Source organism: Kineococcus sp. GCM10028916, assembly GCF_042674865.1.
Classification (GTDB): Bacteria; Actinomycetota; Actinomycetes; order Actinomycetales; family Kineococcaceae; genus Kineococcus.
The window spans coordinates 227,588-253,101 of record NZ_JBHTFM010000003.1; the positions used below are offsets into that span (position 1 = coordinate 227,588).

Here is a 25,514-nt window from a genome sequence, read left to right on the forward strand (position 1 = left end):
CACCTTCGGCATGACGGCGACGACGCACTGGATCGCGACGGCCGTCGGGCAGTCCGTCCTCGAACGCGGCGGCAACGCCTTCGACGCCGCCGTCGCCGCGGGTTTCACCCTGCACGTCGTGGAACCCCACCTCAACGGCCCGGGCGGCGACATGACGGCCGTCCTCGCCACCGCTGCGGACCCGACGCCCGTCGTGCTGAACGGGCAGGGGCCGGCGCCCGCGGCGGCGACCGTCGCGCACTACCGCGGGGAAGGTCTCGACCTCGTGCCCGGCGCCGGTGGGCTCGCGGCGGCCGTCCCGGGGGCGGTCGACGCGTGGATGGTCCTGCTGCGCGAGCACGGCACCTGGGAACTCGCCGACGTCCTCGCGCCCGCCATCGGCTACGCCCGCGACGGGCACCCCGTGCTGCGCCGGGTCGGGCGGACGATCGCCTCCGTCGAGCAGCTGTTCCGCGACCACTGGCCCACCTCGGCCGCGTTGTGGATGCCCGAGGGACGGATCCCCGAACCGGGCGAGGTCGTCACCAACCCCGCCTACGCCCGCACCCTGGAACGCCTGCTCGAGGCCGGGAAGGCCGAGACGACCCGCGAGGGCCGGATCGAGGCGTTCCGGCGGGAGTGGCGGGAGGGTTTCATCGCCCGCGAGGCCGTCGAGTTCCTCCGCACCCCGCACCGCCACTCCTCCGGCACCGACCACGCCGGGGTCATCGAGGTCTCCGACTTCGCCGGGTTCTCGGCCGGTCTCGAGGAGGCCGTCACGATCGAGTTCCGGGGGACGACGGTCGCCAAGACCGGGCCGTTCGGCCAGGGCCCCGTCCTGCTGCAGGCGCTGCGGATCCTCGACGGGTTCGAGGACGCCGACCTCGACCCCTCGACGGAACGCGGCGCGCACACGGTCCTCGAGGCGCTGAAGCTCGCCCTCGCCGACCGGGACGCCTACTACGGGTCGCAGGCCGATCCGGCGGTGCTGGCTCAGCTGCTCTCGCCGGAGTACGCGGCGACGCGACGCGCACTCATCACCGACCGCGCCTCGCACGAGTTCCGCCCCGGTGTCGTCGAGGGCGCGGAACCGTTCCGGCCGCCGCTGGCCACCGAGGCCCCCGACGCGGTGGGGGTGGGGGAGCCCACCGTCGGCGAGCCCACGGTGGAGGCCAGCGGGACCACCCGCGGCGACACCTGCCACCTCGACGTCGTCGACCGCTGGGGGAACATCGTCTCCGCCACGCCGTCGGGCGGGTGGTTGCAGTCCTCCCCGACGATCCCGGAACTCGGCTTCTGCCTCGGGTCGCGGTTGCAGATGACGTGGCTGGAGGAGGGTTCCCCCTCCGCCCTCGCCCCGGGGGAACGGCCGCGCACCACCCTGACCCCGACGCTGCTGCTGCGCGACGGGGTTCCCGTCGCGGCACTGGGAACCCCCGGCGGCGACCAGCAGGACCAGTGGCAGTTGCTCTACCTGCTGCGGACCCTCGTCGGCGGGTACTCGCCGCAGCAGGCCATCGACGCCCCCGCCCTGCACACGACATCGATGCCGGGGTCGTTCTGGCCCCGGACGTGGACCCCGGGGGGTGCCGTCGTCGAGGACCGGATCGGGGCGGACGTCGTCGCCGGTCTGCGCGCCCGCGGGCACGAGGTGACCGTGGCCGGCGGGTGGACGCTCGGGCGGTTGTCCGCCGTCGAACGGGACCCGGCCACCGGCGTCCTGCAGGCCGCGGCGAACTCCCGCGGTGCCCAGGGTTACGCGGCGGGGCGGTGAGCGGGGTGGACGAGCTGCTGAGGATCGAAGGACTCGACGTCGCCTACGGCACGAACACCGTCGTCCACGGGGTGGACCTCACCGTGGGGCGCGGCCAGCGGGTCGCGGTGGTGGGGGCCTCGGGGTCGGGCAAGTCGACCACGGCCGCCGCGGCGATCGGGTTGCTGTCGGGTCGGGGCCGCATCACCGCCGGGCGGATCCTCTTCGACGGTGAGGACGTCACCGCGGCGGTGCAGGGCCGGGACGAACGTCGCGCCGCCCGGCTGCGCGGACGCCAGATCGGCCTCGTCCCGCAGGACCCGATGTCGAACCTGAACCCCTCCGCGCGGGTGGGGCGACAGGTCGCGGAGACCCTGGTCATCCACGGGATGGCCCGCGGGGCGACGGCGCGGGCGCGGGCGGTGGAACTGCTGGAGGAGGCCGGGATCCCCGACGCCGGCCGCCGGGCGAAGCAGTACCCGCACGAGTTCTCCGGCGGGATGCGCCAGCGCGTCCTCATCGCGATGGCGCTGGCCGCGGAACCGGAACTCCTCATCGCCGACGAACCCACCTCCGCGCTCGACGTCACCGTCCAGCGCCAGATCCTCGACCACCTCGAACGCCTCACGGCGGCCCGGGGTGCCTCGCTGCTGCTCATCACCCACGACCTGGCCCTCGCCGCGGACCGCTGCGACGAGGTCGTGGTGATGTCGGCGGGTCGGATCGTGGAGACCGGTGCGGCGCAGGGTGTCCTGCGCTCCCCGGCGCACGAGTACACCCAGCGGTTGGTCGCCGCGGTGCCGGGACGCACCGAACCCCGCACCGCCCCGGAGGGGGCGGCGGAGGTGCTGCGGGTCGAGAACCTCGTCAAGGACTACCGGGTCCGCGGCCGGCGCGAACGGTTGCGGGCGGTGTCCGACGTGTCGTTCTCGGTGCGGGCCGGGACCACGACGGCCGTCGTGGGGGAGTCCGGGTCGGGGAAGTCGACGACGGCGCGGATGGTCCTGGGGTTGGAGGAACCGACGTCGGGCACGGTGACGCTCGACGGTGGGCGCCGCGACATGCAACCCGTGTTCCAGGACCCCTACGGTTCGCTGGACCCGACGATGACCGTCGAACGGCTGATCGACGAACCGCTGCGGGTGTTCTCGGTCGGTGACGCCCGGGCCCGCCGGGAACGCGTCGGTGAACTGCTCGACCAGGTCGCCCTCGGCCGCGACCTGGCGCAGCGACGCCCGGCGGAACTCTCCGGTGGGCAGCGGCAGCGGGTCGCGATCGCCCGGGCGCTCGCGCTGAACCCGAAGCTGGTGGTGTGCGACGAGGCCGTCTCGGCCCTCGACGTCCTGGTCCAGAAGCAGGTGCTGGAACTCCTGGGCCGGTTGCAGGCCGACCTCGGGGTGAGCTACCTGTTCATCACCCACGACCTCGCCGTCGCGCGCAGCATCGCGCACGACGTGCTGGTCATGCGGCGCGGGGAGGTCGTCGAAGCGGGCAGGATCGAGGACGTGTTCGACCACCCCCAGCACGAGTACACCCGCGAACTCCTGACGGCGATCCCCGGGGCCACCCCCCGTCGCGCGGCCTGAGGTGGGCGCCACGGCGGAACGGGTCACCGAGGCCCTGCGCCAGGACGTCCTCAGCGGCGCGCTGCCCCCGGGATCCCGCCTCACCGAGACCCTCCTGGCGCAGCGGTACGGGACCTCCCGCGTCCCGGTGCGGGAAGCCGTGCGGGCCCTGGCCGCCGACGGTTTCCTCGACCTGCGCCCCAACGCGGGTGCAACGGTCGCCGCCGTGCCCGTCGACGACCTCGCGGACCTCTACGCCGTCCGCACGGTCGCCGAGGGGATCACCGCGGCCCGCTGCGCGCGGCGGGTCGCGGCGGGGGACGCGGACGGGCTCGTCGCCGAACTCGGGGAGATCGTCGAGGCGGGTTTCGCGGCGCTGGCCGAGGAACGGGCGGCCGAGGGGGCCCGGCTGAACGCCGAGTTCCACGCGAGCATCGCGCGGGCCTCGGGAGCGGCGAGCATGACGATGGTGCTGCGCCGGGTGACCGAGCGGATCCAGTGGGCCTACGCGACGACCGTCCCGCAGCAGGGGAAGCGGGCCTGGACCGAGCACCGCCAGATCGTCGCCGCCATCGCGGCGGGCGACGAGGCCCGGGCGAGCCGCTGCATGGAGACCCACGTCGAGAGGTCGCGGGCGGGGTTCCACGGCCGCTGAGCCCCGCTCGTCCACCTCGACGCGGTGGCGGGGACGTCGATCACCGCCGTTCTCGTGCTGCGCTCCAGCGGCGCACGGGAACCTGGTAGCGGATCAGCCGTGCGGAGTTGACGGCCACGAAGACCGAGGACGCGTTGTGCGCGATGGCCGCCACCACGGGCGACAGCGCCCCCGCGGCACCGAGCGCCAGCCCCAGGCCGTTCACGGCGATCGAGGCGCCGTAGTTCTGCTTGATCAGACCCAGGGTCCGGTCCCCCAGGTCCCGCAACTGCAGCAACCGGCGCAGGTCGTCGCCGACGAGCGCGACGTCGGCGGTCTCGACGGCGACGTCGGTGCCCGACATGCCCATCGCGATCCCGAGATCGGCCAGGGCCAGCGCCGGGGCGTCGTTCGTGCCGTCGCCCACCACGGCGACGGTGAAGCCCTCGGCCTGCAGGGCCCGCACGACGTCCTGCTTGTCCTCCGGCATCGTCTCCGCGCGGAAATCGGTGATGCCGAGTTCCGCGGCGACGGCAGCGGCCGTGTCGGGGTTGTCGCCGGTGAGCATGACGATCCGCTGAACCCCGCTGCGGCGCAGGGTGTCCAGCACCTCGTGCGCCTCCGGGCGGACCTCGTCGCGCAGACTCACCAACCCCGTGAGAACTCCGTCCACGGCCAGCAGCAGCGGGGTCTCGGCGGCCCGCTGCAACCGGTCCACCCAGTCGGTGGCGTGCTCGTCGACGCTCACGCCCTCGCGGCGCATCAACCCCGGCGATCCCACGAGCAGGACCCGGCCGTTGGCCTGCACGCGCATCCCCAGACCGAGGATGACCTCGCACTCCTCGTGGGTGGGGATGAGCAGGTGACGTTCCTCGGTGGAACGGATGACGGCCTGGGCCAGCGGGTGCCTGGAGTGCACCTCGGAGTTCGCGGCCTCGGAGAGGACCTGCTCGGGGGTCCAGTCCTCGCGGAAGGACAACACGTTCGTCACGACGGGACGGCCGACGGTCAGGGTCCCGGTCTTGTCGAAGACGAACGCGTCGACACGACCCGCGGCTTCCAGGTGCGAACCGCCCTTGACGAGGATCCCGCGCCGGGCCCCGTTGCCGATGGCCGCGCTGATGGCCGTCGGCGTGGCCAGTCCGACCGCGCAGGGGCAGGCGATGAGCAGCATCGTCATGGCCCGCCGCACGTCGCGGGTGAACACCAACGTCGCCAGGGCCAGGCCGAAGGAGGCGGGGACGAACTTGCGGCTGAACGCGTCGCCCACGGTCTGCACGGGGGCACGGTCGGCCTGGGCGTCCTCGACGCGGGCGATGATCCGTCCCACCGCGGTGTCCGAACCCGTCGCGGTGGCCCGGACGACGAGACGTCCGCGCAGGTTGACGCTGCCGGCCAGCACGGGGTCACCGACGGCGCGCTGGACGGGGAGGTTCTCCCCCGTCAGCGCGGCCTGGTCCACGACGGCCTCGCCCTCGACGACCAGGCCGTCGACGGGCACGGTGGACTGGTCGTGGACGACGACGAGGTCGCCGACCCGCAGTTCGGCGAGGTCGACGCGCTGCTCGACGAACTGCCCGTCGGCGGTGTTCCGCCGCACCCACGCGGTGGCCTCGCTGCCCTGCAGCAGGTCTGCGATGGCCCGCCGGGTGCGGCGCAGCGTGAGGTCCTGCAGGTACTCCCCGATGTTGAGCAACCAGAGCACGGTGAGGGCCACGACGTTCTCGCGCAGCAACAGGCTCGCGACCGTGGCGGCGGAGACCAGCGCGTCGGTGCCCGCGCTCCGCTTCCCGACGAGGGAACCGAAGGCCCCCTTGAGGAAGGGGTAGCCGGAGAAGATCGTCACACCCGTCGCGACGAGACGGGAGGTCGGGCCGAGCAACGCCGGGCGACCGAAGGCGTAGCGGCGCAGGCCCAGCAGGGCCAGTGCGGCACCGCCGACGGCGATGCGGGCCACCTCACCGTTGCCGACGTCGGCCGAGCGCGGGGTGCGGGACGGCTCGGCGTCGTGGGCGACCCGCGCGCTGGAGGCGACCGCGGCCGCCATCTGCTCCACGTGCAGGGTCGCGGGGTCGAAGTGCACGACGACGTTGCCCGTCACGGGGTAGGCCCGCGCCAGGCGGACACCGTCGAGGCGGTCGAGGGCTTCTTCGGCCGCGACCGCACGAGCTGGGCTGCGGCGCAACCAGTCCGCCTGCAGCCGCAGGCGACCCGGAGCCACGGCCATGACGTTCAGCGGCGACAACTCGACCGGGGTCCAGGTGGGGGTGGACACGTGTGCACCTCCTGAAGGGGGGGACGGTGAACCGGGACCGCTCAGTGCTGGTGGTCGTGCCCCGCCTGCGGGGTGGGCGGCACGGGAACCTGCTCGCCGAGCTCGTCGTAGGCCTGGGCCACGATGTCGCCGCTGCCCAGGCGCAGGCGCTCGACCCCGGTCTCGGCGGCGCGGGAGGCCTTGATGCCGGCCTTGGTCCCGCTGACGGCGAGGCGGCGCAGGGCCGCGCCGCCGCGGCCGTCGCCGAGGGCCTTGACGATCCCGGCCGAGGCGGCTGCGGTGAGGGCGAGACGCCCGAGGGGCGCGGCGATGGGCAGCACGGAAGACCTCCTGAGACGACGGACGTTCATTCCACCACGAGCGGATCGGTGAGGAGGTGGGCCGGGACGTGGGGCTCTCGCGGGCCCAGCCACGCCTCGAACCCGTCCTCCTCGGGGCCCTGGGTACCGGCGGCCTGCTGGGCCGCCTCCTCCTGCGCCCCGGCTTCCTCGGGCACCGTGGCCAGAACGTCGGTGAAGGCGGTCCGCACCCGGTCCCTGTCGCCGGGTTCGGTGCCGGTGACGACGAGGTGGGTGCTGCGGTCCCCGGGGCGCCAGGTGCCGGTCTCGCCGATGCTCAGCTGGCCCCCGGCGCCGTCCCACGCGCAGACCGTGCCCGGGCGGGTGGTGAGGCGGAAGGTGCCGCGGGCGCGCAGACGCCCGGCGCCGAGGTCCTCGATCCGTTCCAGCAGCCGGCCCGGGTGCAGCGTGCGGTCGGAGGTCAGCTCCACGGTCCAGACCCCGCAGGTGTCCTCGACCGGGGGGCGGCGCACGGTCAGCAGGTCGGCGCGGGCGCCGCTGCGGTGCGTCCTGCCCGCAACGTCGACGAGCTGCGCGCCGCCGGTGTCCTCCAGGGGCAGCACCGGTACCGCCGGGCCGCACAGGTGGGCGAGCAGGGTGCGTGCGCGCCCGTCGGGGGTGCCGTCGGTCAGCACCAGGTCCGCCTCGTCGAGCTGCCGGGCCAGGGCCTCGCCGACGGCGCGTTCGTCGTCCTCGCCGAGGGCGGTGCCGCGTTCGGACAGCAGCGCGTCGCCGAGGAGGTCGTCGACGAGGCAGGCGGCCTCGACGGCGGCCACGACCCCGCGCACGGCGACGGCGTCGCGCAGGTCGTCCTGCGTGCACAGCGCGGCCAGGACCGGGGTGGGGTCGGCGCCGACCGGCAGGGCCAGCACGAGGGCGGACCAGCGGCCGGTCGCCGCGATGGCCGCCACCGTCGGCAGGAGGTCCTCGCGCTGGGCGCAGCCCAGGCAGGCGTGCTCGAGCGGGACCACGACGTCCTCCACCACGCCGCCGAAGTCGCTCACGACGCGCCGCAGGTCGTCGGCCCCGAGGTCGTAGCGCAGGACGACGGCGCCGGGGACGTCGCAGAAGACGGTGCTCGTCACCAGGTCGCGTTGCAGCGGGTGGACCGAGGTCACGACGGTGATCGGCAGGACGGGCGACACGGACACCTCCACATGAGAACGGTTCTCGTTTAGGGTGACGCTACCAGCCGCCGAACCCTGGAGGAGACGTGCCCCGTCCCGCAGTCCGCACGCCCGCTGAACCGTTCACCACGCCGACGACCCCGCCGCCCGTCCCCGCGCCCCGGGGTTGGGTGCTCGTCCCCGCCGGGGAACCCGGCCTGCTGCACCGGGCGCGCGCCGTCGTCCGCAACTCGCGAAACCTCGTCCTGGTCGCCCTGGACCCGGGGGTGGCGACCCCGGCCCGCGCCTGCCTGGCCGTCGGGGTGGAGTTCGCCTGGACCGCACCGCGCCCGGGGTGCCTGACGTGGTTCCGCGACCTCACCGCCCACGAGACCGCCGCGGCCCTGGACTGGATCGCGGGTCCGGTGACGGAACTGACCGCGGTGCCCGCCGCGCTGCACCGCCGCGTCGCCGCGGTGCAGCCGGCGGGTGCCCGGCCGCGGGGGGAGGGTCAGTCGCGCGCGTAGCGGCGGCGGAACTTCTCCACCCGGCCCTCGGTGTCCAGCACGCGGGCGCTCCCGGTCCAGAACGGGTGGCTCGCCGCCGACACGTCGACGTCGAACACGGGGTAGGTGCGTCCGTCCTCCCACTCCGCGGTCGGCAGGTCGCGGCGCGCGGCGAGGGTGGAGTTCGACAGGAACGCCGTGCCCGCGGCCTTGTCGCGGAAGACGACCGGGCCGTAGGCGGGATGCAGGTGGGGTTTCACAGTTCCTCCTGTAGATGAGATACGTTCTCAACAGTAGAACCCAAACCCGTTCACCACGACCAGGGAGCCCACGTGTCCGCTCACTGCCAGGTCACCGGAGCCGTTCCGGGGTTCGGCAAGTCCGTCTCGCACTCGCACCGGCGCACCAACCGCCGGTTCGACCCGAACGTCCAGCGCAAGAAGTGGTTCGTCCCCTCCCTGGGGCGCACCGTGACGCTGACCGTTTCCGCGCGCGGCATCAAGACCGTCGACAAGCGCGGCATCGAGTCCGTCGTCGCGCAACTGCGAGCCCGGGGGGAGAAGTTCTGATGGCCAGGTCCCAGGACGTGCGTCCCGTCATCAAACTCCGCTCCACGGGTGGAACGGGCTACACCTACGTCACGCGCAAGAACCGCCGGAACGACCCCGACCGCATGGTCGTCCGCAAGTACGACCCCGTCCTACGCCGGCACGTCGACTTCCGCGAGGAGCGCTGAACCGTGGCCAAGAAGAGCAAGATCGCCAAGAACGAGCAGCGCAAGGACGTCGTCGCCCGGTACGCCGCGCGCCGGGCCGAACTCAAGCAGGCCGCCGTCGACCCGCACGCGACCAGCCCGGAACGGGCTGCGGCCCAGCTGGCCCTGCAGAAGCTCCCGCGCGACGCCAGCCCCACCCGGGTCCGCAACCGCGACGTCACCGACGGGCGCCCCCGTGGCGTCCTGCGCACGTTCGGGCTGTCGCGCATCACGTTCCGCGACATGGCCCACGCCGGGGAACTACCCGGCGTCACGAAGTCCAGCTGGTGAGGGGAGCGACGTCGTGAAGGTACGCGCATCGTTGAAGAGCCTGAAGCAGAAGGAGGGATCCATCGTCGTGCGTCGTCACGGGAAGACCTACGTCATCAACGAGCGGAACCCCCGCTGGAAGGCGCGGCAGGGCTGACCCCGCGGCGCCATCCCCGAACGATCGACGCGATCAGCACCGATTGGCGGTTCAGGCCTGCTCCGCCGAGCACCACCACGTCGTGCGGCCCCCGACCGTCGCGCGCACCATCTCGGCGCCGCAGCGGGGGCAGTGGCCTCCGTTGGTGCGGTGCGGGATCACCTCGCCGGTGTGGACGCCCCCGTGCTTGACGGCGTGCCGGATCCCGGCGCGCAGTTCCCGGCGGAGTTCGTCGAGCTCTTCGCTGCGCAGCTCCCCGGCCGGCCTGCGCGGGGACATCCGGCTGCGCCACAACACCTCGTCGGCCAGCAGGTTCCCGATCCCCGCCAGCACCGACTGGTCCAGCAGCCGTGCCTTCAACGGAGCGGTTCCGCGGCCGACGCGTTCGCGGAACTCGTCGCGACCGATCTCCCCGGCGTCCGGGCCCAGCGCGTCCAGGTCGGGATCGAGCCGGACCCGGCCCAGGCGGCGCTTGTCGAAGAGGCGCAACTGCCCACCGTCCTCGAAGTCCAGGGTGAAGCGGTACCACTCCTCCTTGACCTGGCCCGGTTGCGGCCGCGGCCCCGCGTAGTCACCGCCGACCACCACGTCGCCGTCGCCGCCGGGCGGGCTGATGAAGATGCGCCCGCTCATGCCCAGGTGGATCCCGAGCGACGGACCGTCCTCGGAGGAGTCGCACCACATCGACTTGCCGCGGCGGTGGGCCGCGGTCAGGGTCCGGCCCACCAGGGCCTTGCGCAGATCGCCCGGTGCGTGCGGGCGGCACTCGTAGGTGTCGCGGTCGTCGACGTCGGCGATCCGGCGGTCCAGACCGCTCTCCTCGATGACCTTGCGGGCGGACTCGACCTCGGGCAGCTCCGGCACGTCGTGACCCTAACCTCCGGTTCCACCCCTACTGTGGCCCGGTGCGCTCAGGGGTTCTCGCGGTCGTGGCCCTGCTGCTCGTCGCCGGGTGCTCCGGTGACCCGGAAGCACCCGCGCCGCAACCCATCACCGTGAACGTCGCCGGCGACGTCCACTTCGCCGGCTCCAGCGCCGCGGCCCTCGAACCCGGCGGGCTGGAAGCGGTCGCGGGGGTGCTCGGCGACGCCGACGTCACCGTGGTCAACGTCGAGACCGCGATCACCGACCGCGGGGACCCCGCGGGCAAGAAGTACACGTTCCGCGCGCCGGCGTCCGGGCTCGGCGCGCTGAAGGCGGTCGGGGTCGACGTCGCGGCGATGGCCAACAACCACAGCCTCGACTACGGCCGGACGGGTCTGCAGGACACCCTCGCCGCGGGGAAGGCGCAGGGACTGCCCATCATCGGGCTGGGGACGGACGTCGGTGCGGCGTTCGCGCCGTACCGCACGACCGTCCGCGACAACCGCCTCGCCGTGTTCGACGCCACCCAGGTCCTCGACACCTCGCTCGCGACGGCGTGGACCGCGACCGCGGAGAAACCCGGGTTGGCCTCCGTGCAGACGGACTCCGGGCGGGCGCGGCTCGTCGCCGCGGTGAAGGCCGAACGCGGACGCAGCGACTCGATCGTCGTCGTCCTGCACTACGGCCGGGAACTCGCCGGGTGCCCCACCGACGACCAGCGCCGGATCGCCCGGGAACTCGTCGCCGCGGGCGCCGACGCCGTCGTCGGGTCGCACGCGCACATCCAGCTCGGGCAGGGTTTCCTGACCGCCGGGGACCGGACGGGTTTCGTCGACTACGGCCTCGGGAACTTCGTGTTCTACGCCGAGCGCCCCGGGACGGTCGACTCCGGCGTCCTGAAGCTGACGCTGCCGGGAACGGGCGGGGTCTCCGCCGCGGCGTGGACGCCCGCCACCATCCGTTCCGGGGTACCCGTCCCGCTGACGGGCGACGAGGCGGCCGAGGCGCTGCAGGAGAAGGACTCCCTGCGTGCCTGCGCCGACCTCGCCGCCACGTCGGGAGGTCAGGCCAGGAAGGGGTAGTCCGTGTAGCCCTCGGCGCCCGAGCCGTAGCTCGTGGTCGGGTCGAGCTCGTTCTCGGGGTGACCCCCCTGCCAGCGCGCCAGCAGGTCCGGGTTCGCCATCACGGCGCGGCCCACGGCGACGACGTCCGCGACACCGTCGGCGACGAGGCCCGTGGCCTCCTCGCGGGTGGTCACGGCGGCGAAACCGGTGTTCAGCATGAGCGGACCCTCGAAGCGCTTGCGCAGACCCTGGACGAGGTCGCCCGTCGGGTCGGCGTGCAGGACGCTCAGGTAGGCCAGACCCAGCGGAGCCAGACCTTCGACCAGCGCGGCGTAGGTGGCCTCGACGTCGGCGGGGTCGGTCTCGAGCGCGTCCTGGATGTTGTGCGCGGGGGAGATGCGGATGCCCACGCGGCCGGCACCGATCTCGGCGGCCACGGCCGTCGCGACCTCGATCGAGAGGCGCGCACGGTTCTCCGGGGAACCGCCGTAGGAGTCGGTGCGGTGGTTCGACCCCGGCGCCAGGAACTGGTGCAGCAGGTAGCCGTTCGCGGAGTGGAGCTCGACCCCGTCCAGCCCGGCGTCGACGGCGCGACGCGACGCGGTGACGAAGTCGGCGACGACGTCGGCGATCTCGGACGTCGTCAGCTCGTGCGGGACCGGGTAGGCGACCTTGCCGGTCGCGGTGTGGGTCTCCCCCTGGATCGCGATGGCGCTCGGCCCGACGATCCGCTCGGTGCCGGTGATGTCGGGGTGCGTGACGCGGCCACCGTGCATGACCTGCATCACGAGACGGCCGCCGCGGGCGTGAACCGCCTCGGCGACACCGCGCCAGCCCTCCTGCTGCTCGTCGGTGACGATCCCGGGCTGGCTGGGGTAGGACCGCGACTCGCGGCTGGGGTAGGTGCCTTCGGTGACGATGAGTCCGGTGCTCGCGCGCTGGCCGTAGTGCTCGGCGACGAGGGGTCCGGGGACACCCTCGGCACCGGAGCGGGTCCGGGTCAGCGGGGCCATGACGAGGCGGTTGGGCAGCTGGAGGTCGCCCAGGGCGACGGGGGAGAAGAGGTCCACGTACCGGCTCAACAACCGGACCGGAGTCCGTCTTCCCGATGACCGTAGAGTTCACCCCCGTGTCCGGGATCCTCGTCGCGGTGGTCTGCCTGCTCGCCCTCGTCGTGGGTGCCTGGGCGGTCGTCGTCGTCGCCCGGGACCGCCCGGTCGGGCGCGCCCTGCTCGGCGGGCTCGCCGTCCTCGAACTCGGTGTCCTGGCCCTCGTGGCCGACGGGGTCGTCGACCTCGTCACCGGACCGCGTCCGGTCGAGCTCGCCACCACGATCGCCTACCTCGTCGTGTCGCCGTTCGTGCTGCCGGCGGGGACGTTCTGGGCGCTCGCGGACCGGTCACGACCCAGCACCCTCGTGCTCGTCGTCGCCTGCTTCGCCGTCGTCGTCATCGCCTACCGCGCCTACCTGCTGTTCGGAGTGACCCAGTGAGCAGTGACCCGGTGAGCAGTGACCCGGTGAGCGGGCGACCCGAGCCCCGCCGCACGACGGGACTGGGACGCGTCCTGGTCGCCCTCTACGGCGTCTTCGCCATCGCCGCGGTCTCCCGCGCCGGCGTCCAGATCGCGACGCAGTTCCACGAGGCCCCGCTCGCCTACGTGCTGTCCGCCTTCGCCGGGGTCGTCTACGTCGTCGCGACGCTCGGGCTGGGCCGCACGGGCCACGGCTGGCGACGCGCCGCCTGGGTGGCCTGCAGCGTCGAACTGCTCGGCGTCCTGACCGTGGGGACCCTCAGCCTCGCCGACGCGGCCGCCTTCCCCGACTCCACCGTCTGGTCCGGCTACGGCCGTGGCTACGGCTTCGTCCCGCTCGTGCTGCCGGTCCTCGGCCTGGTCTACCTGCGGCGGGAGTCCCGCCGCTCCTGACCGGTGTCCCGACCGAACCACCCGTGCGCGACGATGCCCCGGTCATGCGCACACCCGAGACCCCCACCGCCCCCACCGCCCCGGCCACCCGTGGCGCCACCGTCGTCCTCCTCGTGGGGCTGCTGCTGGTCGCCTGCGCCATGCGCGCCCCCATCACCGGGGTCGGGTCCGTGCTCCCGATCGTCTCCGACGACCTCGCCCTGTCCGCGACGCTCGCCGGAGCGCTGACGTCGCTGCCGCTGCTGGCCTTCGCCGCGAGCTCGCTCGTCGTCCCGCGGGTCGCCGCCCGCCTCGGGACCCGGCTCACCCTGGTCCTCGCGCTGTTCCTGCTGGTCGCCGGGTCCCTGCTGCGCTGGGTCCCGGGCGTCGTGCCCCTCTTCGCCGGGACCGCCGTCCTCGGGGTCGCCATCGGCGTCGCCAACGTGCTCATGCCCGCGCTCATCCGCGCCGAGTTCCCCGGCCGGATCCCCCTGCTCACCAGCACCTACGTCGTCCTCATGCAGGTCGTCGCCAGCGTCTCCTCCGGCGTCGCCGTGCCGCTGTCGGAGCACCTCGCCGGCGGCTGGCGCAGCGCGCTGGTCGTGTGGGCCGCACCCGCCCTCGTCTGCGCGGTGCTGTGGCTGCCCCTGGTCCGCCGCGGTTCCGGCCCGGCGACCGGAGGACCACGACCCCGCGCGCCCTGGGGTTCGGGACTGGCCTGGGCGGTCACCGCGTTCATGGCCGCCCAGTCGGTGATCTTCTACGTGATGCTGGCGTGGCTGGCGACGATGGTCCACGACCGCTCCGGGACCGACCGTGCCGCCGCCGGTGTGCTGCTGTCGGTGATGCAGGTCGCCGGAGTGGTCGGCAGCCTGCTCGTCCCCGTCGTCGCGGGTCGCACCGTCGTGCGCACCCGGCGCGCGGCGATGGGGGCCACGACGTTCACGATCACCGGCCTGCTCCTCCTCCTGCTCGTCCCCGACGCGGCCGTCGTCGCCGTCGTCGTCGCCGGGCTCGGGATGGGTGGGGCCGTCGTGCTGGCGCTCGCGAGCGTCTCGGCGCGGGCGGCGGACGGGGCCACGGCGGTCGCGTTGTCCGGGATGGCGCAGGGCGTCGGCTACCTCGCGGCCGCGGTCGGGCCGGTGCTCATCGGGGCGCTGCACGTGGCGAGCGGTTCGTGGACGGTGCCTCTGGTGGTGCTCGTGCTGGTGGCGGCCGGGCAGCTGGTGGCGGCGCGGGCGGCCGGGAAGGACGCGTTCGTGCGCGTCTGACAGCAGGGGTGGAGGCTTCAGGACCCGGAGAGCTCGAACCAGACGGTCTTGCCGAGCGGGCCGACGGCGAGGTCGGTCCCCCAGCGGCTGGACAGCATCTCGACCATGGCCATCCCGCGTCCGCTCTCGGCGTCGGCGCGCTGCGAGCCGATCAGCGGCATCCCGCCGCCGTTGTCGGAGACCTCCACGCGCAGCGAGGCGCCGTTGACGCGGTCGAGGGCCACCAGCACCATGCCGTCACCGTGGATGACGGCGTTGGTCACGACCTCGCTGGCCAGCAGCAGCGCGGCCTCGACGGTGTCCTCCTGGATCTCGTCGGCCGCGACCCAGGGCGCGCACCACTCCGTGATGAGCCACCTCGCGATGCCGACCGACCGGGGGTTGGGTGGGAGGACCACGCGGAACAACGGTCCTCGACCTCCCCAACCCCGAACGACACCCCGCCGAGGTCCCTCCACGGCGCTCCAGCCCCACGCATGTGAGCAGAGTCATCGATGCGTGACACACAGTCAATCACTCGGGTCGCCGCTTGTCCGAACGCAGGCGGAACTCGTGTCTCGGCCCACCGCCGTCACAGGGGCCCCACGGGCTCAGACCGGCAGGTCGACGCCCGCCACCTCGAGGACGGTGAGGACGGCCAGGACGGTGCAGACGACCCCGCCGATCCGGCTCACGGTGGCGACGCTGAGCCTCTTCACCACCGTCGCGCCGATCGCCGCGGCCAGCCCCGACACCACGAGCAGTGCGGCCCAGGAACCGAGGAACACCGAGACCGGGTCGTCGTAGCGTGCGGCCAGGCCGGCGGTGAAGAGCTGCGACAGGTCGCCCCACTCGGCCAGGAAGACGACCCCGAAGCAGGCCAGGACGGCGCGCACCCCCGACTTCCCGCCCGTGACCTTCTGCTCGTACTCCTGCAGCGCGTCCGCCTCGGCCTGCTGCGCCTTCGCCGCACCGCGGAAGAGGGTGAAGGCGCCGACGGCGAACAGCAGCGCCGCCACCGCCGCGACCGGCCGTTCGGGCAGCTGGGCGAGCAGGCGTCCGGCGACGACGGCGATGAGGCACTGCACGGCGAAGGCGAGGCCGACCCCGATCCAGGCCGTCAGCGGCCTGAACCGGGTGGCGAGCACGAGGGTCGCCACGAAGGTCTTGTCGGGCAGCTCCAGCAGCAGGATCGGCAGGAAGCTGGCGGCGAAGACGGCGGGATCCACGGGTTTCCTCTCAGGGGGCAGCGGCCATGAGAGCACGTCCGCCGCGAGCCACGACAACGCCAGAACCACAGTTCTGCGGGCCGTCGAGCACGGTTGCGGTGCGACGAAACCTGGCCGCGCGGTGGCCGGTGCACCACACTGGGCGGGTGCCGGAGCTCCCCGAGGTCGAAGGGCTCGCCGCCTTCCTGCGCGAGCGGATGACGGACCGCGTCGTCGCCCGCGTCGAGGTCGGCGCCCTCAACGTGCTCAAGACCTACGACCCGCCGCCGACGGCGCTCGGGGGGCTCATGGTCAGCGGCGTCGAGCGGCACGGCAAGTGGCTGGACATCGACGTCGACGGGATCCACCTCGCGATCCACCTGTCCCGCGCGGGTTGGGTGCGCTGGTCCGACGCCCTGCCGAAGGCGCCGCTGAGGCCCAGCGGCAAGAACTCCGTCGCGTTGCGGGTCCGGCTCGTCCCCGAGGGCGACGAAGACCCCGAACGCCCGCCGGGGTTCGACCTGACCGAAGCCGGCAGCCAGAAGCGGCTGGCCGTGCACGTCGTGAAGGACGTCCAGCAGGTCCCGGGGATCGCCTCACTGGGGCCCGACCCCCTCGACGACTCCTTCGACCTGGCCACGTTCGCGGCGCTGCTGAACGGTTCGCGGCAGCAGATCAAGGGGTTGCTCCGCGAGCAGTCGGTGCTCGCGGGAGTCGGGAACGCCTACTCCGACGAGGTGCTGCACGTCGCGAAGCTCTCCCCGTACGCGATCGCCGGGAAACTCCCCGAGACGGAGGTGGAACGGCTCTACACCGCGTTGCGGACGACGTTGCGGGGCGCCGTGGCCGAGGCCGGCGGCAAACCCGCCCAGGAGCTCAAGGACGCCAAACGGGCCGGCATGCGCGTCCACGGACGGACGGGGCTGCCCTGCCCGGTCTGCGGGGACACCGTGCGCGAGGTCTCCTTCGCCGACCGCTCGATGCAGTACTGCGCCACCTGCCAGACCGGCGGCAAACCCCTCGCCGACCGCAGGATGTCCCGCCTGCTGAAGTGAGTTCCCCCGGAGCCCGCCCAGACCTCCCGGTGCGGGACGGGCCCGGCGGGAGTTCACTGCGGGCATGACGCAGCGCAGCGCAGCCCCGTCCCGTCGTTCCGTCCTCACCGCCTCCGCCGTCCTCGGCGGGCTCGCGGTGGTCCCCGTCACGGCCACGGCCGCCTCGGCCGCCCCCGACCACGGGTGGCCGACCCCCTTCGTCGTCGGCCACCGCGGCGCCTCCGCCTACCGCCCCGAGCACACCACGGCTTCGTGGGAACTCGCGGCCCGGATGGGCGCGGATGTCGTCGAGCCCGACCTGGTCCCGACGAAGGACGGTGTCCTGGTCTGTCGGCACGAACCCGAGATCTCCGGGACCACCGACGTCGCCGACCACCCGGAGTTCGCCGACCGGTCGGCGACGCGGACCATCGACGGGATCGTGTACACCGGCTGGTTCACCACCGACTTCACGCTGGCCGAGCTCCGCACGTTGCGGGCGAAGGAACGCCTCCCGCAGATCCGTCAGCACAACACGATCTACGACGGGTCGTGGCGGGTCCCGACGTTCCGCGAGGCCCTCCGGCTGCGGCAGCGCCTGTCCCGCGAGCTCGGCCGCACGATCGGGATCGTCCCGGAGATCAAGCACTCGACCTACTTCCGTTCCCTCGGGTTCGACGTCGAGACGGAGGTGGTGGCGACGCTGAACTCCGCCGGCCTGAACTCCGCCGACGCGCCGGTCGTCGTGCAGTCCTTCGAGCTGACCAACCTGCAGCAGTTGCGCTCGACCTACGGCCTGCGGACGCCCACGGTGTTCCTCACCTCGGAGACGGGTGCGCCGGCCGACCTCGTCGCGGCCGGTGACCCCCGCCAGTACGCGGACCTGCTGATCCCCTCGGCCCTGCGCGAGCTCGCCACGTTCACGGACCAGATCGGCCCGTCACTGGTGCAGGTGACGCGGGGACTCGTCGACGACGCCCACGCGGCGGGCCTGGAGGTCGTGCCGTACACGTTGCGACCCGAGAACACCTTCCTGCCCGAGCAGTACCGCGACGGCGACGACCCGACGGCCTGGGGCCACGTGCTCGACTACGCGCAGGCGTTGTTCGACACCGGGATCGACGGTCTGTTCACCGACGCCCCGGACATCGGGGTTCTCGCCCGCGACCGCTTCCTCGGACGCTAGACCCACGCGCTGCGGGGGAGGGTCCTCCTGCGGGAGTACCAGCGGTTCCACCCGCGGTCCGATGCCCCCGCACAGCTCCGTCCCCGATGCTCGAGGTGTTCGGTTCGAGTGGTCGAGCGCCGGGGGAGGCGTGGGGGATGGGTATCGTGATGAGCATTCTCGTCGGGGTCGTGGTTCCGCTGGGAACGCTGGTTCTCGTCGTCATGGCCGCTGCGGGTCGAGCCGCGCGTGAGGGGAGGGGCGACGGGCTGCTGCTCGTCGCCCCGCGCGGTGCCGAGTTCGGCGACGCGACGCGGATCGTCCTGCGCGCCGCCCGCGAGGAAGCGGGACCGCACGCGGAGGTCGTCCACCTGGACGCGCACCGGGCGCGTCGAGCGGACAGCTCGCACGAGGCCGCCTGAACCTCGCTGGCAGGATGACCGGCGTGCGGATCGCCGTCGGTCAGGTCGTGTCCGGCCCCTTCGAGGCCGGGGCCCGCACGTCGACAACCCGGACGCAGATCGCCCCCCTCGTCCGCGCGAAGGCGGTGGACGAGAGGGGCGACTGACGTGGGTGTTCGTGGAACGGGTGGGACTACTGGACGGCTGCGGTCGCCGCGTCCGCGGTGGCCTGCGGCACCGACGGGGTTCCGCCGAAGATCCACCCGGTGCCCGGGAGGACGTAGTTGCCCTTCTTCGCGACCAGGTAGGCCTTCGTGCTGTCGCCCAGGGAGCCGTCGAAGCCGGTGAAGACGAGCGACACCCCGTAGGAACCCGCGACCGGGGCCGCGGCGAGCGCGTCGGCCGCGGTGGCGTCCGTCCCGCCGACGAGGGCCACGCTCTGGGGGTCGAAGTTGTCGTTCGCGATGACGTCGTCAGCGATCTTGGTGGCCGTCTCCTGGCGGTTGGTACCGCCGAGGCGCTGGGTCCCCGCGACCTGGGTGTAGACGGCGTCGGAGACCGACGTCGAACTCCCCAGCACGACGCGGTTCGTCGTCCCGAGTTCCTTCAGGGCGTCCGCGGTCGCGGCCGGGACGCTGTTCGGGTCGGTCAGCAGGATCGGGTAGTTCCGGGCCCATGCGACCGGTCCGGCGGCGAGGGCGTCGGCGGTGGAGAGCCCGCTGGCGATGAACACCTGTTCCGGTGCGTCGCCGGAGTCGTCGGCCTCCGCGACCAGGGCGGAGGTCTCGTAGCGGTCCGCGCCGGCGAGGCGGTGCACGGTCTTGCCGGCCGCCTTCCAGGCGTCCTCCTGGGCCTGCGAGACCCGGTTGGTGCCGCCGACGATCCAGACGTCGCTCGCCCCGAGGCGCGCGATCTCGGCCGCGGTGGCGGCCGGCACGGCGTTCGTGTCGGTGTACAGGATCGGGGCGGTCTTCAGGCCCGCGAGGTAGGACGCGGTGAGGCCGTCGACGGTGGCGTACCCGTTGACGATGACGATGTCGCTCGCCGTGTCGTCCTCGGGGTAGAGGAGCTGCGAGGCGGCGACGGCCGTCGCGAAGCGGTCCGCACCCGAGATGCGGTGGTCGAACTTGAAGCCGGTCGCCGCCTGCGCGGGCAGGGCGACGGAGACGGTGGTGCCGAGGCCGACGAGGACGGCCACGCCGGCGGTGATGACGGATCTCTTCACGGTGTTCTTCTTTCCGGAGGTCGAGGGGGCAGGGTCAGCTGGTCTTGAGGTCGCCGTTGAGACCGTTGGGGTAGAACCCGCCCTTGCTGACGCCGGTGCCCGGGGTCAGGTACACGATGTTGAGGACTTCCTGCGGCGAACGGCTGAACGCGATCGAGTCCGCGTCGGTGGGGACGAGGTTCGCACGCCCGGACGCACCGGTCGTGATGCCCTGGTCCTTGTCCGCGCCGGCCCCGTCGAGGGAGTCACGGGCGTCGGAGATGGCGTTGGTGGGGGTGGAGAGGCCGTTCTCGTACAGCAGGGTGCGCACGATGCCCGCGTGGTACGCCTCGACGGCGAGGATGCCGGCGGCAGCCTCGAGGTAGCCCTTGTTCTGGATGAGCGGCGCCGCGCCCTTGTAGGCGGTGACCCCGACGTCCTCGAAGAGGAACGCCCCGAGCAGGAAGAACGCCTCGGAGGAGAACGGGTCGAACGTCTCGCCCTGCTTGATGACCCCGGCGGCGACGGCCGCACCGGTGAAGGAACTCTGCAGGTCGATGGCCGGACGGGAGACCGCAGCGGTGCCGAGCTGCCCGCGCAGGAACTTCACGTGGGCGATCTCGTCGTTGGCGATCTCTTCGGCGTAGTAGCGCATCGACTTGCTCTTGAAGGGAACCCGGTGCCCGCCGGTGACGCCACCCATGGTGCCGGTACCGGTGGCCATGGCCTCGGACAGGCCGTGGCCGTAGGCGGCGAAGCAGTAGAACTCGGCCTCGAGGTACTCGAGGTTCAGGGCGAAGTTGAGAACTGTGCCGTCACTGATGGGGTCGCCCGGGGCCGCTTCCGCGGGGGCGGCGATGGAAGCTCCGACGAGACCGGCGCCGACGGTGCCGGCGGACAGCAGGCCCATGCCGCGCAGGAAGTTCCTGCGGTCGGCGGGGGTCTCGGAACTGCGGTTGATCATGTCAGCGATGAGGGACTTCTTGAACATGGGCAGCCTTTGAGTCAGGGCGCCGTCCTTGGCACCGGTGCTCGACGCGGCAGGTGTCACGTCGTCGTCTTCGGACGTCAGACGTTCGGTGCCGGTCGCGCCCTGGATGGGTACGGCTCAACACGTTCTGAAGTCGCCTGAACACACCTTGCCCTGACTGCGCTCTTTTCGCTACTCCTTGTGATCAACTGCCTACATCGCGCCACGGGAGCTGCCGGGTACCGATCCTGGCTGCAGGAGCGGGGCGAGGCGGTCCCAGCGGGCGATCTCGCACCCGTCGGTCCGCACGAAGCGGGCGTCGACGCTGACGCCGTCCCAGGTCCCCTGGACGGTCGCGACCTGGGGACCGCCGTAGATCATCGTGCAGGCCATGTCCTTGTCGACGGGTGCCCACGGGTCCTTCGCCGCGGCGATCACCGCGCAGGCGTTCGTGGCGTCGGGGTGGTCGCCCGAGACGGTCCCGTCGACCGAGCAGGCCAACTGCCAGGTCTGCCGGGTGCCGTTGCCGTCGTCGAGGGCGACGGTCAGCGACCGCCCGGCGGGGGTCGTCGCCGACGGACCGGACGGGCTCGAACTGCTCATCGTGGGACTCCCTGCCTGTTCCTGTCCGCAACCGCCGAGGACCGCGAGACCGGCCAGGGCGATCGCGGCGAGACCGCCCCGTGCTGCCGGGACGGCCCTGCGGGCCTTCGTTCGTGCGGTCACCCGGGTACGACGCGGCGTGGCCGGAGCCGGTTCCCGCCGGTGCGACACGCAGGCGGTGACAGGGTCGTACCACCACCGTAAGCTGAGGCTTTTGACCACTTCCGGGAATTCTCAGAACCACCACGTTCATCATCCCGCGAACGGTGTCGAGATCACAACGTTGTTGTCCCGCAGCGATTCCGGCAGAATCAGTCGGCTCTCACGAACCGGGTCGAGCTCCAGGAGGAACCGTGTCCGACCACGACGGCGTCCTCGCCGCCGAGCAGTCCCACCTCGACCACGCCCGTGCGGAACTCGCCCGCATGCGCGAGCACACGCTGTCCCTCGTCCCCGACGGTGGGGACGCCATCGCCGACGAAGCCCTCGCCTGGGCCCTGCACCGCCGCGCGCTCAGCCTCGTCGACGACCCGTCGACGACGCTGTTCTTCGGTCGCACCGACCACGACGACGGCCAGCACCTGCACATCGGGCGCCGCCACGTCACCGACTCCCACGGCGACCCCGTCGTCATCGACTGGCGCGCCGACGTCTCGCGCGGCTTCTACCGGGCCACCCGCGACGACCGCGCGGGGGTGCGACTGCGCCGCCGGTTCGGGGTCGAGGAGGGCCGGCTGACGGCCTACGAGGACGAGCACCTCGTCGACCGGGACGAGCAGGACCACTCCAGCGCCATCCTGGCCCGCGAGATCGAGCGCCCGCGCTCCGGTCCCATGCGCGACATCGTCGCCACCATCCAGCCCGAGCAGGACGCCCTGGTGCGCGCCGACGCCCAGACCACGGTCTGCGTCCAGGGCGCTCCCGGCACCGGGAAGACCGCCGTGGGGCTGCACCGCGCGGCCTGGCTGCTGTACGCCCACCGCGAGCGCCTGACCCGGCAGGGCGTGCTGGTCATCGGGCCGAACCGGGCGTTCCTGTCGCACATCTCGGCCGTGCTGCCCGCGCTGGGCGAGGTCGAGGTCGAGCAGCGCACCGTCACCGAACTCCTGACCGTCGCGGGCGACGGGCGCAAGGAGGTGCGGTTGCGCGGCGAGGAACCTCCCTCGGTGGCCACGCTCAAGGGCGACGGGCGGATGGCCGAGGTGGTGCGCCGTGCGGTGTGGTCGGCCGTGGGCGACCCGGCGCAGGTCCTCGAGAGCGGGGCCGTCGTCGTCACCCGCGGGTCGCGGCGGTGGCGGGTCCCCGGTTACCTCGTCAAGGACCTCCTGCACGAGCTGACCCACCGCGGGATCCGCTACGAGGCTGCGCGAGCCCTGCTGCCGCAACGACTCTCGCACGCCGTCCTGCAGTTGTTCGAAGCGACGGGGGACTCCCCGGACGACGTGGTGCAGGACGCGGTCGCCCGCAGCGCCGAGGTGAGGAAGGCCGTGAAGCTGCTGATGCCGGCCCAGGACGCGGCGAAGGTGTTGTGGCGGTTGCTGTCCGACCGCGAGTTCCTCGTCGAGAACTCGCAGGACCTGCTGACCGGGGCCGAACGCGACCTGCTGCTGTGGCCGAGACCCCCGCGCACCGCGGGGACCGCGAAGTGGACGGCCGCCGACAGCGTGCTCCTCGACGAGATCGGTGACCAGCTGCAGCGCACCCGGTCCCGCGCCCACGTCGTCCTCGACGAGGCGCAGGACCTCTCCGCCATGCAGTTGCGCGCCGTCGGCCGGCGCTGCAGCACGGGTGCGGCGACGGTCCTCGGCGACATCGCCCAGGGGACGACGCCGTGGTCGGCGAGCAGCTGGGACGACGTGCTCGGCCACCTCGGGAAACCCGACGGCAGCCTCGAGGTCCTCGACCGGGGTTTCCGCGTCCCCTCGGCCGTCATCGACTACGCGGCGAGACTGCTGCCCCGCATCGCTCCCGACCTCTCCGTCCCGAAGTCGGTGCGTGACGACCCGGGCCGCCTCGACGTCGTCGAGGTCGCCGACCCGGTGAGCCGGGTCGCGACGGCCACCTCGGAACTGCTGGCCGAGGAGGGGTCCGTCGGAGTGGTCGTGGCCGCGAACTCCGTCGAGGCCGTCGCTGCGGCGTTGACGACGGCCGGGGTCGAGTTCTCCCGGCTCGACCAGGTCGTCGAAGGCGATGTGCAGCAACGGGTGTCGCTGGTCCCGGCGAGCCTCGTGAAGGGTCTGGAGTTCGACCGGGTGCTCGTCGTGGAACCCGCCGACATCGTCGACGGGGAACCCGACGAACGCACCGGCCTGCGCCGCCTCTACGTGAGCCTCACCCGCGCGGTCACCGCGATGGTGGTGCTGCACTCCCGGGAACTTCCACCGGAACTGACCTGAGCCCCTCCCGATCCGTGATCCCGCTGGGAATCCCAGCAAGATCACGGATCGGGGGGATCAGTGCTGGAAGAGGGCGCTGACGGACTCGCCTTCGTGGATGTGGCGGATCGCGGTCGCCAGCGCCGGGGCCACCGAGATGACGGACAGCCCGGGGCGCGGGCCGCCGCGCAGCGGCACGGTGTCGGTGCAGACGACCTCGTCGATGTCGGGGTGCTTGATGAGGCGGTCGAGGGCGTCGCCGGCGAAGATCCCGTGGGTGCAGGCCACCCGGATGCTGCGGACCTTCAGCTCCTTCAGGCGGGCGACGAGCTCGAAGACGGTGCTGCCCTTGGCGATCTCGTCGTCGAGGACGATGACGTCCTTGCCGGTGACCTCGCCGATGACGTTGGCGATGACGACCCGGTCGTCGGGGAAGCGCTGCTTGGCGCCGGCGGCGACCCCGCAGCCGAGCATCCGCGCGAAGGCGGCCGCGGGTTTCGCGTAGCCGAGGTCCGGCGAGACCACGACGGTGTTGGAGAGGTCGTCGCCGTCGAAGTGCGTCGCGAGCTGGTGCAGCGCGTGCAGGTGGTCGACGGGGATCCGGAAGAACCCGTGGACCTGCGGGGAGTGCAGGGTCATCGCGAGCACGTGGTCGGCGCCGGCCGTCTCGAGCAGGTCCGCCACGAGGCGACCGCCGATCGAGATGCGGCCGGCGTCCTTCTTGTCCGAGCGCGCGTAGGCGTAGTGCGGCATGACGGCGGTGACGCGTCCGGCCGAGGCGTGCTTGGCGGCGTCGAGCATGAGCAGCAGCTCGACCAGCGCCTCCTGCACCGGGGGGACCAGCGGCTGGATGATGTAGACGTCGCGCTGGCGGCAGTTGGCCTCGAGCTGGACCTCGAGGCAGTCGTTGGAGAAGCGGCTCACCCGGGTGGGGGAGAGGGCGATGCCCATCTCCGCCGCCACCGCCCGGGCCAGCTCGGGATGGGCCGAACCACTGAAGAGGGCGATGTCTCGCAGGCTGTCACGCACGAGGCGCCACGCTAGCCCCCGTCGTCCCCGGGGGACGTAGGGTCGGGACATGACCGACTCGAACACCTTCGACGTCGACGGGGTCCGCACCACCACGGTGACGGACCTGGCCGACGACGCCGTGATCATCGACGTCCGTGAGGACGACGAGTGGGAGGCGGGCCACATCCCCTCCGCCGTGCACATCCCGATGGGGCAGGTGCCGCAGCGCCTGGGGGAGCTGCCCGACGGTGAGCTCCACATCGTCTGCCGCTCCGGTGGCCGCTCGCGCCGGACGACGGAGTGGCTGCAGCGCAACGGTTACGACGCCATCAACGTCGACGGCGGGATGTCGGCGTGGGCCGAGGCCGGTCGCGGCATGGAGTCGAGCTCCGGTCAGGAGCCGTTCGTCCGCTGAGCCACCCGCTCGAGCAGGCCCCGCAGCAGGTCGTTGACCTCCGCGGGCCGCTCGAAGGGCGGGGAGTGCCCGCAGTCCAGCACGTGCAGCTCGGCGTCGGGCAGCAGCCGCGTCGCCCGTTCGGCGTCCGCGACCGGGCGGGCGACGTCGTGCAGGCCGTGCACCACCAGCGCCGGGACGTCGAGGCCGCGCAGCGCCTGGCTGACGTCGAGGGCCTGCTGGCTGCGCAGCGCCTGCACGGCGTGCTCGGGCTCGATCCTGGCGGGGTACCCGAGCAGCAGCGAGCGCAGCGGTTCGTCGGGCGGCCTCGCCACCGAACGGGCCAGGAAGCTCGCGAAGAACTCCGGGCCCCACCCGGTGAGGACCCGGTCGATGACACGGCTGACGTCACCGTGCGCGCGCAGGTGCGCACCGGTGTCGCAGAGCGCGATCCCGCGCAGCCGCTCGCCGAGGACCTGCCCCGCGAGCGCCACGACGACTCCCCCGGTGGAGTGGCCGAACAGCACGACGGGGCCGGGGACGAGGGCGGCGACGCGCGACGCGACGGTGCGCAGGTCGTGCGGGGGTGGGTCCTCCAGCCAACCCACGGTGCGGACGTCGACCCCCAGGTCCCGCGTGCACTCCGCGTAGGCCGCCGGGGCGCACAACGTCCCCGGGACGCAGACGAGGGTCACGCGGTCGAGCGGTGGCACGGGAGAGACCCTAGGA

At 72.9% G+C, this 25,514-nt stretch carries 31 protein-coding genes; 18 read left to right on the top strand and 13 right to left on the bottom strand.

The window, feature by feature from the left end; genetic code table 11:
• The first annotated feature begins 10 nt into the window (after positions 1-10).
• From ACFQ46_RS03555 to ACFQ46_RS03565, 3 genes are read left to right on the top strand one after another with little or no spacing between them, the layout of a single operon-like run.
• On the top strand, positions 11-1,753 hold the full coding sequence (locus ACFQ46_RS03555; RefSeq protein ID WP_380258397.1) for a gamma-glutamyltransferase family protein: 1,743 nt from the start codon (positions 11-13) through the stop codon (positions 1,751-1,753).
• A gap of 5 nt (positions 1,754-1,758) precedes the next feature.
• A complete protein-coding gene (locus ACFQ46_RS03560) occupies positions 1,759-3,318 on the top strand; it encodes a dipeptide ABC transporter ATP-binding protein (protein ID WP_380257263.1) in 1,560 nt (519 codons plus the stop codon).
• Position 3,319: 1 nt separating this feature from the next.
• Entirely contained in the window at positions 3,320-3,952 is a 633-nt protein-coding gene (locus ACFQ46_RS03565) for a GntR family transcriptional regulator (protein WP_380257265.1), read from the top strand.
• Between the two features lie 40 nt (positions 3,953-3,992).
• Here the strand turns inward: ACFQ46_RS03565 and ACFQ46_RS03570 are convergent, their stop codons facing one another.
• The 3 genes from ACFQ46_RS03570 to ACFQ46_RS03580 form a co-directional block, all read right to left on the bottom strand.
• Positions 3,993-6,158, bottom strand: coding sequence for a heavy metal translocating P-type ATPase (locus tag ACFQ46_RS03570; RefSeq protein ID WP_380258399.1), 2,166 nt, complete (start codon positions 6,156-6,158; stop codon positions 3,993-3,995).
• A gap of 89 nt (positions 6,159-6,247) precedes the next feature.
• On the bottom strand, positions 6,248-6,526 hold the full coding sequence (locus ACFQ46_RS03575) for a DUF1490 family protein (RefSeq protein ID WP_380257267.1): 279 nt from the start codon (positions 6,524-6,526) through the stop codon (positions 6,248-6,250).
• Between the two features lie 26 nt (positions 6,527-6,552).
• The gene (locus tag ACFQ46_RS03580; RefSeq protein WP_380257269.1) at positions 6,553-7,695 is read right to left on the bottom strand and encodes a GTP-binding protein; all 1,143 of its coding nucleotides are present in this window, start codon (positions 7,693-7,695) and stop codon (positions 6,553-6,555) included.
• Between the two features lie 62 nt (positions 7,696-7,757).
• Here ACFQ46_RS03580 and ACFQ46_RS03585 point away from each other — a divergent pair, with 62 nt between their 5' ends.
• Positions 7,758-8,177 (top strand): hypothetical protein, encoded by a 420-nt coding sequence (locus ACFQ46_RS03585; RefSeq protein WP_380257271.1) that lies wholly within the window; start codon positions 7,758-7,760, stop codon positions 8,175-8,177.
• On the opposite strand, the gene ACFQ46_RS03590 is transcribed toward ACFQ46_RS03585, so the two are convergent.
• Complete coding sequence (locus tag ACFQ46_RS03590; RefSeq protein WP_380257273.1) at positions 8,162-8,416, bottom strand: type B 50S ribosomal protein L31; 255 nt, start codon at positions 8,414-8,416, stop codon at positions 8,162-8,164. The two genes, ACFQ46_RS03585 and ACFQ46_RS03590, sit on opposite strands and share 16 nt — an antisense overlap.
• A gap of 72 nt (positions 8,417-8,488) precedes the next feature.
• Between ACFQ46_RS03590 and rpmB the strand changes: the two genes are divergently transcribed.
• The 4 genes from rpmB to ykgO are packed head-to-tail and all read left to right on the top strand — an operon-like array spanning position 8,489 to position 9,337.
• Positions 8,489-8,725 carry a 50S ribosomal protein L28 gene (gene rpmB / locus ACFQ46_RS03595; RefSeq protein ID WP_380159398.1) on the top strand — a complete coding sequence of 79 codons (237 nt, stop codon included), beginning with the start codon at positions 8,489-8,491 and terminating at the stop codon, positions 8,723-8,725.
• Complete coding sequence (gene rpmG / locus ACFQ46_RS03600; RefSeq protein WP_380159396.1) at positions 8,725-8,892, top strand: 50S ribosomal protein L33; 168 nt, start codon at positions 8,725-8,727, stop codon at positions 8,890-8,892. The genes rpmB and rpmG overlap by 1 nt, the downstream gene beginning before the upstream one ends.
• 3 nt (positions 8,893-8,895) lie before the next feature.
• Positions 8,896-9,201, top strand: coding sequence for a 30S ribosomal protein S14 (rpsN, locus tag ACFQ46_RS03605; protein WP_380257275.1), 306 nt, complete (start codon positions 8,896-8,898; stop codon positions 9,199-9,201).
• A 13-nt stretch (positions 9,202-9,214) separates the two neighbouring features.
• Complete coding sequence (gene ykgO, locus ACFQ46_RS03610) at positions 9,215-9,337, top strand: type B 50S ribosomal protein L36 (protein WP_380257277.1); 123 nt, start codon at positions 9,215-9,217, stop codon at positions 9,335-9,337.
• 51 nt (positions 9,338-9,388) lie between these two features.
• On the opposite strand, the gene ACFQ46_RS03615 is transcribed toward ykgO, so the two are convergent.
• Positions 9,389-10,201, bottom strand: coding sequence for an Fpg/Nei family DNA glycosylase (locus ACFQ46_RS03615; RefSeq protein WP_380257279.1), 813 nt, complete (start codon positions 10,199-10,201; stop codon positions 9,389-9,391).
• Positions 10,202-10,242: 41 nt separating this feature from the next.
• Here ACFQ46_RS03615 and ACFQ46_RS03620 point away from each other — a divergent pair, with 41 nt between their 5' ends.
• Positions 10,243-11,283 carry a CapA family protein gene (locus ACFQ46_RS03620; RefSeq protein ID WP_380257281.1) on the top strand — a complete coding sequence of 347 codons (1,041 nt, stop codon included), beginning with the start codon at positions 10,243-10,245 and terminating at the stop codon, positions 11,281-11,283.
• Here the strand turns inward: ACFQ46_RS03620 and ACFQ46_RS03625 are convergent.
• The gene (locus tag ACFQ46_RS03625) at positions 11,265-12,335 is read right to left on the bottom strand and encodes an alkene reductase (protein WP_380258401.1); all 1,071 of its coding nucleotides are present in this window, start codon (positions 12,333-12,335) and stop codon (positions 11,265-11,267) included. The genes ACFQ46_RS03620 and ACFQ46_RS03625 overlap by 19 nt on opposite strands.
• 38 nt (positions 12,336-12,373) lie before the next feature.
• On the opposite strand from ACFQ46_RS03625, the gene ACFQ46_RS03630 reads away from it, so the two are divergent.
• Genes ACFQ46_RS03630 through ACFQ46_RS03640 form a run of 3 tightly spaced genes read left to right on the top strand, consistent with a single transcriptional unit; the run spans position 12,374 to position 14,441 of the window.
• Positions 12,374-12,757 carry a hypothetical protein gene (locus tag ACFQ46_RS03630; protein WP_380257283.1) on the top strand — a complete coding sequence of 128 codons (384 nt, stop codon included), beginning with the start codon at positions 12,374-12,376 and terminating at the stop codon, positions 12,755-12,757.
• A gap of 11 nt (positions 12,758-12,768) precedes the next feature.
• A complete protein-coding gene (locus ACFQ46_RS03635; RefSeq protein ID WP_380257285.1) occupies positions 12,769-13,191 on the top strand; it encodes a hypothetical protein in 423 nt (140 codons plus the stop codon).
• A gap of 44 nt (positions 13,192-13,235) precedes the next feature.
• A complete protein-coding gene (locus ACFQ46_RS03640) occupies positions 13,236-14,441 on the top strand; it encodes an MFS transporter (RefSeq protein WP_380257287.1) in 1,206 nt (401 codons plus the stop codon).
• A 17-nt stretch (positions 14,442-14,458) separates the two neighbouring features.
• Here ACFQ46_RS03640 and ACFQ46_RS03645 read toward each other — a convergent pair whose 3' ends face one another.
• Together ACFQ46_RS03645 and ACFQ46_RS03650 are read right to left on the bottom strand one after the other, a co-directional pair.
• Positions 14,459-14,839 carry an ATP-binding protein gene (locus ACFQ46_RS03645; RefSeq protein ID WP_328293995.1) on the bottom strand — a complete coding sequence of 127 codons (381 nt, stop codon included), beginning with the start codon at positions 14,837-14,839 and terminating at the stop codon, positions 14,459-14,461.
• A 192-nt stretch (positions 14,840-15,031) separates the two neighbouring features.
• The gene (locus tag ACFQ46_RS03650) at positions 15,032-15,649 is read right to left on the bottom strand and encodes a TMEM165/GDT1 family protein (RefSeq protein ID WP_380257289.1); all 618 of its coding nucleotides are present in this window, start codon (positions 15,647-15,649) and stop codon (positions 15,032-15,034) included.
• A 146-nt stretch (positions 15,650-15,795) separates the two neighbouring features.
• Here ACFQ46_RS03650 and ACFQ46_RS03655 point away from each other — a divergent pair, with 146 nt between their 5' ends.
• From ACFQ46_RS03655 to ACFQ46_RS03670, 4 genes are all read left to right on the top strand, one after another.
• Complete coding sequence (locus ACFQ46_RS03655; RefSeq protein ID WP_380257291.1) at positions 15,796-16,683, top strand: Fpg/Nei family DNA glycosylase; 888 nt, start codon at positions 15,796-15,798, stop codon at positions 16,681-16,683.
• Between the two features lie 64 nt (positions 16,684-16,747).
• Complete coding sequence (locus tag ACFQ46_RS03660) at positions 16,748-17,848, top strand: glycerophosphodiester phosphodiesterase family protein (protein ID WP_380257293.1); 1,101 nt, start codon at positions 16,748-16,750, stop codon at positions 17,846-17,848.
• Positions 17,849-17,997: 149 nt separating this feature from the next.
• Positions 17,998-18,249, top strand: a complete 252-nt coding sequence (locus tag ACFQ46_RS03665; RefSeq protein WP_380257295.1) for a hypothetical protein — start codon at positions 17,998-18,000, stop codon at positions 18,247-18,249.
• A 23-nt stretch (positions 18,250-18,272) separates the two neighbouring features.
• Complete coding sequence (locus tag ACFQ46_RS03670; protein ID WP_380257297.1) at positions 18,273-18,395, top strand: hypothetical protein; 123 nt, start codon at positions 18,273-18,275, stop codon at positions 18,393-18,395.
• 26 nt (positions 18,396-18,421) lie between these two features.
• On the opposite strand, the gene ACFQ46_RS03675 is transcribed toward ACFQ46_RS03670, so the two are convergent.
• The 3 genes from ACFQ46_RS03675 to ACFQ46_RS03685 all read right to left on the bottom strand — a co-directional run bounded on the left by ACFQ46_RS03675 (position 18,422) and on the right by ACFQ46_RS03685 (position 21,005).
• Entirely contained in the window at positions 18,422-19,453 is a 1,032-nt protein-coding gene (locus ACFQ46_RS03675; protein WP_380257299.1) for a cell wall-binding repeat-containing protein, read from the bottom strand.
• Between the two features lie 34 nt (positions 19,454-19,487).
• The gene (locus tag ACFQ46_RS03680) at positions 19,488-20,423 is read right to left on the bottom strand and encodes a ferritin-like domain-containing protein (protein ID WP_380258403.1); all 936 of its coding nucleotides are present in this window, start codon (positions 20,421-20,423) and stop codon (positions 19,488-19,490) included.
• A 192-nt stretch (positions 20,424-20,615) separates the two neighbouring features.
• Positions 20,616-21,005 (bottom strand): SSI family serine proteinase inhibitor, encoded by a 390-nt coding sequence (locus ACFQ46_RS03685; protein ID WP_380257301.1) that lies wholly within the window; start codon positions 21,003-21,005, stop codon positions 20,616-20,618.
• Positions 21,006-21,358: 353 nt separating this feature from the next.
• Here ACFQ46_RS03685 and ACFQ46_RS03690 point away from each other — a divergent pair, with 353 nt between their 5' ends.
• Positions 21,359-23,401, top strand: coding sequence for a HelD family protein (locus ACFQ46_RS03690; protein WP_380257303.1), 2,043 nt, complete (start codon positions 21,359-21,361; stop codon positions 23,399-23,401).
• Between the two features lie 57 nt (positions 23,402-23,458).
• Here ACFQ46_RS03690 and ACFQ46_RS03695 read toward each other — a convergent pair whose 3' ends face one another.
• Positions 23,459-24,397, bottom strand: a complete 939-nt coding sequence (locus ACFQ46_RS03695) for a ribose-phosphate diphosphokinase (RefSeq protein WP_380258405.1) — start codon at positions 24,395-24,397, stop codon at positions 23,459-23,461.
• Between the two features lie 61 nt (positions 24,398-24,458).
• Here ACFQ46_RS03695 and ACFQ46_RS03700 point away from each other — a divergent pair, with 61 nt between their 5' ends.
• Positions 24,459-24,806: a rhodanese-like domain-containing protein gene (locus ACFQ46_RS03700; protein WP_380257305.1), complete on the top strand. Its 348-nt coding sequence runs from the start codon at positions 24,459-24,461 to the stop codon at positions 24,804-24,806.
• Here the strand turns inward: ACFQ46_RS03700 and ACFQ46_RS03705 are convergent.
• The gene (locus tag ACFQ46_RS03705; protein WP_380257307.1) at positions 24,785-25,498 is read right to left on the bottom strand and encodes an alpha/beta fold hydrolase; all 714 of its coding nucleotides are present in this window, start codon (positions 25,496-25,498) and stop codon (positions 24,785-24,787) included. The two genes, ACFQ46_RS03700 and ACFQ46_RS03705, sit on opposite strands and share 22 nt — an antisense overlap.
• Between the last annotated feature and the right edge of the window lie 16 nt (positions 25,499-25,514).